We start from the raw sequence: 5605 nt of genomic DNA, 5'->3' as shown, positions 1-5605 counted from the left end.
TTCGTTCGAAGTGACAGAAAGGAACGTTCGAAGCGACAAGGAGGATGGCGAAGCGACGAAAAATCTTGTCCCACGCCATCCCAAGGTGTTGCGTTCAAGATTCCTCACCCGCCTCCGGCGGGATTCGGAATGACATTTTAGGCCTGGCGCAGGAACGGAATGACATTTTAGGCCTGGCGCGGGATAAGGATAAGGAATGACATGGCGGTTGACGCGGCCATTCGGAATGGCAAAAAGGCATGGCCTTTCGCCCTCGGCCGCGTCCCTCTTGTCCTTTCACCCCTGGTGTCACCCCCCACGTCATTACGAGGAGCCCCCACCCATGTCATTTCGAGGAGCGGAGCGACGAGAAATCTTGTCCTTCACGCCAGCCTGTAACTCTCCCCGGTTATTCCCTGATCAGCACCAAGAGCATCTTGAAGCGTTCAACCGCCTTCAGGGCATGGGGCTTCCCCGCGGGCATGATGACCATCTCACCCGCCTTCACGCGGTAAGGCTCCCCCGAAATGGTGATTTCCGCCGCGCCGTCCAGCACCTGGACCAGGGCGTCGAAGGGAGCCGTATGCTCGCTCAGACCCTGGCCGGCATCGAAGGCAAAGACGGTCACGGTTCCGGTCGGCTTGCCGATCATTTCACGGCTGACGACGGAGTTTTCCTGGTATTGGATCAGATCCTTAATCTCGCTGACGGTAACGGTCATGTTCGTTCTCCTTCCACGGCCCTGGGCCGTTCGGTTAGTCAGTCATTCACGCCCGCCGCCCGGTTGGCCGCGGCAACCGCCTCATGGGCCGGCAGGACGGCCCGATATTTTTCAGATGAACCCAGCCCCGGGCGAAACCGAAGGGACGGCCGGGGCAGCGGGAGATCCTCATCGTCCCCTCAGCCTCCTTCGCAGATGATCGAGGGCAAGCACGGGATGGCGCAGGGTGATGCGGGGCCCGGCGTAACGCATGACCTCCCGGATCCGCTCCCTCATATCCGGCCTGAAGCAGTGGACGGAGCATTGGGAGCAGACAGGCTTGTTCCGGCCGAAGGGACATTTTTCGATCCGCTTCGCCGCATAATCAGCCAGGGCGCCGCAATCTCCGCAGATCCCCTTGCCGCCGTGGTGATGCCTGCAATAAAGCTCGACCATAAGACGAACCGTTCGTGTTTCCCGGAACATGGACCGTTCCCCAGAAGTCGTGCGAAGGAAATCCGGTCACGCACGCCCCGTCGCGTTCGGCCGGAATCCCGCCCTTTCCCGTTCCTCCCCCCTCGGGAGAAGAAACCGGGAAAAGACACGGACATAGCACAATTTATAAAACAAGCCAAGCGGGGGGTTTGCCCCCAGACCGGCGGGGCGTTCGTCCCAATCGACTGGCGCGTTACCCCGTCGGTCGGAAGGTTTGCCCCCGGACCGGCGGGACGTTCTATGCGCCGGCCATCATGGCCTCCACGTCCTCCTTCGCGTCGCCTACCCCCTTGATCCCGAATTTATCGACCAGGACCTTGGCCACATTGGGCGAGAGGAAGGCCGGGAGCGTCGGTCCCAGACGAATGCCCTTGACGCCGAGGTACAGCAGGGCCAGGAGCACGGCCACGGCCTTCTGCTCGTACCAGGCCACGTCGAAGGACAGGGGCAGTTCGTTGATGTCCTTCAGGCCGAAGACATCCTTGAGGGTCAGGGCGATTACGGCCAGGGAATAGCAGTCGTTGCACTGGCCCGCGTCGAGGACCCGGGGGATGCCGCCGATATCGCCCAGGTCGAGTTTGTTGTACCGGTACTTGGCGCACCCCGCCGTGAGGATCACCGCGTCTTGGGGCAGAGCCTCCGCCACGTCCGTGAAGTAGGCCCGTTCCTTGTGCCGGCCGTCACATCCCGCCATGACGACGAAGCGCTTGATGGCGCCGCTTTTCACCGCATCGACGACCTTGTCCGCCAGGGCCAGGACCTGCTGGCGGGCGAATCCGCCGACGATGGTCCCCGTCTCGATTTCCTTCGGAGGAGCGCATGTTTTTGCCAATTCGATGAGAGACGAAAAATCCTTCGCCTTGCCGTCTTCACGGTCGGCGATATGCCGCACACCGGGATACCCGGCCATCCCCGTCGTGAATATGCGGTCCCTGTAACTGTCCCTGGGAGGAATGATGCAGTTCGTCGTCATGAGAATCGGCCCGTTGAAGGACTCGAACTCCGCGTTTTGATGCCACCAGGAACCGCCGTAGTTGCCGACGAAATGGTCGTACTTTTTGAAGGCCGGGTAATAGTTCGCCGGCAGCATTTCGCCATGGGTGTACACATCGACACCGGTTCCTTCCGTCTGTTTCAGGAGTTCCTCCATATCCTTGAGGTCGTGCCCTGAAATGAGGATCCCCGGGTTGTTCCGAACGCCGATATTGACCTGGGTGATCTCCGGATGGCCGTAGCAGGTCGTGTTCGCCTGGTCCAGCAGGGCCATGGTCGTCACGGCCGTCTCCCCGGCCTTGAGGACCAGGGCGGTCAGATCGTCGGCGGAGAGGTCCCGGGTCGTCGCCGCCAGGGCCTCGGCCAGGAAACTGTAAATCTTCTGATCTTCATAACCCAGTATCGCCGCGTGATCCGCGTAGGCGGCGATTCCCTTGGCGCCGTAGGTCAGCAGTTCGCGCAGGGACCGTATGTCCTCGTTTTCCGTCGCCAGAACGCCTGCGGTTTTTGCCTTGGCCACGAAAGCCGCCTCGCCCTCGGCGCTCCAGGTGACGGCCTCCGGCGCCTCCTTACCGAAAGCGTCCCCGTATTCGGCGAACAGCTCCCGTTTCAGGGCAAGTCCCTCTTCGATCAGGGAGACGAGCTTTTCGTCATCGAAATTCGTGTTCGTCAACGTCGCGAACAGGGCCTGGCTCATGAACCGGCCGACCCGGAGGCTGCCCCGGCCCGCGGCGACGGCCTTCTCTTCCAGCAGGGCGATTCCCTTGAGGACATAGATCAGGGCGTCCTGCAACTCCGCCGTGTGTTCCTTTTTCCCGCAGACCCCGTTTTTTACACATCCTTGATTTTTTAACGTTTCCTGGCATTGATAACAGAACATGGTTTCCTCCTCCTTCGGTTTATTTTATTTTGTTTTTTCTCGACAGATTACGCACCCCTTTTGAACGCACGCCCTAAAGCCAGCGTTCCCTGAGTATGTTCCCATTGATGCCGACGACCACCTCCTTGACGGGAACCTTTCTCGCCGCCATGGCAGCCGCCTTCTGAACCAGCCGCGACATGCCGCCGCAGCAGGGAACCTCCATGATCATGACCGTGATCGTGTTCACTTCGGCCCGCTCGATCAGGGCGATGAGCTTTTCCAGGTAAACATCCTCTCCGTCATCGAGTTTCGGGCAGGCGATGACAAGCTTCTTCCCCGCAAGCCAGTCACCGTGAAAATTGCCCGCGGCAAAGGCCGTGCAGTCGGCGGCGACCAGCAGGTCGGCTTTCCGGAAATACGCCGCCTCGGGCGATATGAGGTGCAACTGGATGGGCCAATGGGTGAGGGCCGATGGGCATTCGCCCCCGGACGGCGTTTTCGCCGTTCCTCCGGCAAAATCCCGTGGCGTCATGCCGGGGCAACCCCGGGGGACCCCGTGTCCCGGAACGGCTTCCTCCGGATCGGGAACGGGAATGCCCTCTTCCCGGAGATAATCCAGGGCTTCACCCAGGTACTGATGCTGACCGTGCTTCCTGAGATGCCGGAGATGGGCCGCCAGGACCCTGGGCCCTTTGGCGGCGATCTCGGCCACCACCCTCCGTTCATCGTAGGGCGGCGCCTCCCGTTCTTCCACGGTGATGGCGCCAAAGGGACAGTGACCGATACACGCTCCCAGGCCGTCGCAAGCCGGTTCGCTCACCAGCCGGGCCTTCCCGTCAATCAGTTGAAGGGCCCCCTCGGGACAACTGATGATGCAGTCACCGCAACCGGTGCATTTCTCTTCATCTATTTTTATGATCTGGCGTTTCATGTCTGCCTCCTGGTGGAAATGTTTCTTTTCGACAGCGTTATGACATGAAAAAGCGTGGAAAGAATTGACGTAAGTCAAGAATAGGGTCATTTCCGGTTTTTATATTAAAAGAACCCCGGGTTTCCGGCAGACGATCTGGGCGACGGCCCGTTCCGGGTTGACTTCGACCCCCTCGCGCCAGTAGAGAACCTCCCAGTCGGAAAACCATCGTCGGAGTTCGCCGGGTTCAAGCAGATAATCCGGATTGGTGGGTTTGCCGTAACGGGCCTGGTCGATTGTAAAGGTTTCGTAAACCAGGATGCCCGTCGGCCGGATACTCTTTTTTATAAGGGGCATGAGGGGCCGGTGCAGATAGCGGAAAACGATGACCCCACCGTACACGTCCTCTTTCAGGGGAGAGGCGCCTTCCCTTTCCAGGTCCAGCCGCATGAACCGGGGTGAAACGCCCCGGGAGGAAGCCAGCGAGGCCGCCCGGGAGAGGGCGGCCTCCGAAACGTCGCAAAGAATAACCGAAAGCCCCAGGGACGCCAGGTAAACCCCGTTACGACCGCCTCCGCAGGCCAGGTCCAGAACGGGGCCCGGCAGAGAAGCCTCCGTAAACAGACCGATGTGCGCCCGCAGCAGGGCCGCCGGTTCAGAATCCGTGTGCTCGTCGTTTATCCGCGTCATGTGGCATGGCCTCCCGTCTCAACCGCCGCCTCGTGGTGGACCACGACCCGGATTCGGGTCATCGGGCGAACGAATAATATAACAAACCGGGGGACAAAGCGCAAGAATGGCTGACGTCGTGGGAAATATGTGATAGAAAACAGGACGCCGATCTTTGGGTATCATGAAACAGAGGTTTCGCAGGGTGAAGCCCCCCTGTTTTTCCCCGGGCCATTATGAGAGGAGTCGCCGCCGAGGAGGAGGATGAAATGAGAATCGTGGTTCTGAATGGAAGTCCCAAGGGACCGCAAAGCGCGACCATGCAGTACGTGCGATACATCGAAAACCAGTTCCCCAGGCATCGGTTTATCTACATCGATGTTTCCGAAAAAATTCACAGGCTGGAAAAAAGCAAACAGGTCTTCAACGAGGTCGTGGACGTCATCAGCCATGCCGACGGCATCCTCTGGGCCTTTCCCCTCTTTCATTTTCTCGTTCCCTCACAGTACAAGCGTTTCATCGAGCTGATCGGGGAGAGAAACGCCTCGTGGGCCTTCCGGGACAAATACGCCGCCGTCCTCACGACATCCATCCATATCCTGGACATGACGGCCCATCATTATATGAACGGCATCTGCGACGACCTGCACATGAAGTATACGGGTTCCTTTTCCGCCTCCATGTACGACCTCCTGGAAAAGAAAAAACGGAAACAGGTCCGTCTTTTCGCCAAGTACTTTCTGCTCTCCATGCGCAAGCAGAGCCCCACCCCGAGGAATTACGCCCCCGTCGCGGCTCGTTCCCACGAATACCGGCCGGCTCTGGTCAAGGATCTGCTCCCGCCGAGGGGCAAAAAAATCCTCATCCTTTCCGACGCACGCCCGGAAGCGCGGAATCTGATGTGGCTGGTGACGAGGTTGCAGGATTCCTTCTTCGGCTACACGGCAGTCATCGACCTGCATCACCTGGACATGAAGGGCGGCTGCCTGGGCTGCCT

The 5605-nt window shown here is 59.7% G+C and carries 6 protein-coding genes; 1 reads left to right on the top strand and 5 read right to left on the bottom strand.

Going from position 1 to position 5605, the window contains the following annotated elements; all coding sequences use genetic code 11:
• Positions 1-388 precede the first annotated feature (388 nt).
• The 5 genes from GX147_10320 to GX147_10300 all read right to left on the bottom strand — a co-directional run bounded on the left by GX147_10320 (position 389) and on the right by GX147_10300 (position 4629).
• Entirely contained in the window at positions 389-700 is a 312-nt protein-coding gene (locus tag GX147_10320) for a cupin domain-containing protein (protein ID NLN61065.1), read from the bottom strand.
• 168 nt (positions 701-868) lie between these two features.
• Positions 869-1165 (bottom strand): nitrous oxide-stimulated promoter family protein, encoded by a 297-nt coding sequence (locus tag GX147_10315; GenBank protein ID NLN61064.1) that lies wholly within the window; start codon positions 1163-1165, stop codon positions 869-871.
• Positions 1166-1412: 247 nt separating this feature from the next.
• Positions 1413-3047: a hydroxylamine reductase gene (hcp, locus tag GX147_10310; GenBank protein NLN61063.1), complete on the bottom strand. Its 1635-nt coding sequence runs from the start codon at positions 3045-3047 to the stop codon at positions 1413-1415.
• 73 nt (positions 3048-3120) lie between these two features.
• Positions 3121-3960, bottom strand: a complete 840-nt coding sequence (locus tag GX147_10305) for a 4Fe-4S binding protein (protein NLN61062.1) — start codon at positions 3958-3960, stop codon at positions 3121-3123.
• 99 nt (positions 3961-4059) lie between these two features.
• Positions 4060-4629 (bottom strand): methyltransferase domain-containing protein, encoded by a 570-nt coding sequence (locus GX147_10300; protein NLN61061.1) that lies wholly within the window; start codon positions 4627-4629, stop codon positions 4060-4062.
• Between the two features lie 248 nt (positions 4630-4877).
• On the opposite strand from GX147_10300, the gene GX147_10295 reads away from it, so the two are divergent.
• Positions 4878-5605 (top strand): NAD(P)H-dependent oxidoreductase (locus GX147_10295; protein NLN61060.1); only part of this gene is annotated, 728 nt, incomplete at its 3' end.

Source organism: Deltaproteobacteria bacterium (assembly GCA_012522415.1).
Taxonomy (GTDB): Bacteria; Desulfobacterota; Syntrophia; order Syntrophales; family JAAYKM01; genus JAAYKM01.
Note: the sequence above shows the minus strand (reverse complement) of the source record. Positions and strands in the feature narration are given on the sequence as shown.

Bases quoted from the DNA above. Each gene is read 5' to 3' on its own strand.
- GX147_10320 (NLN61065.1), bottom strand. From the start codon at position 700: ATGACCGTTACCGTCAGCGAGATTAAGGATCTGATCCAATACCAGGAA.
- GX147_10315 (NLN61064.1), bottom strand. From the start codon at position 1,165: ATGTTCCGGGAAACACGAACGGTTCGTCTTATGGTCGAGCTTTATTGC.
- hcp (NLN61063.1), bottom strand. From the start codon at position 3,047: ATGTTCTGTTATCAATGCCAGGAAACGTTAAAAAATCAAGGATGTGTA.
- GX147_10305 (NLN61062.1), bottom strand. From the start codon at position 3,960: ATGAAACGCCAGATCATAAAAATAGATGAAGAGAAATGCACCGGTTGC.
- GX147_10300 (NLN61061.1), bottom strand. From the start codon at position 4,629: ATGACGCGGATAAACGACGAGCACACGGATTCTGAACCGGCGGCCCTG.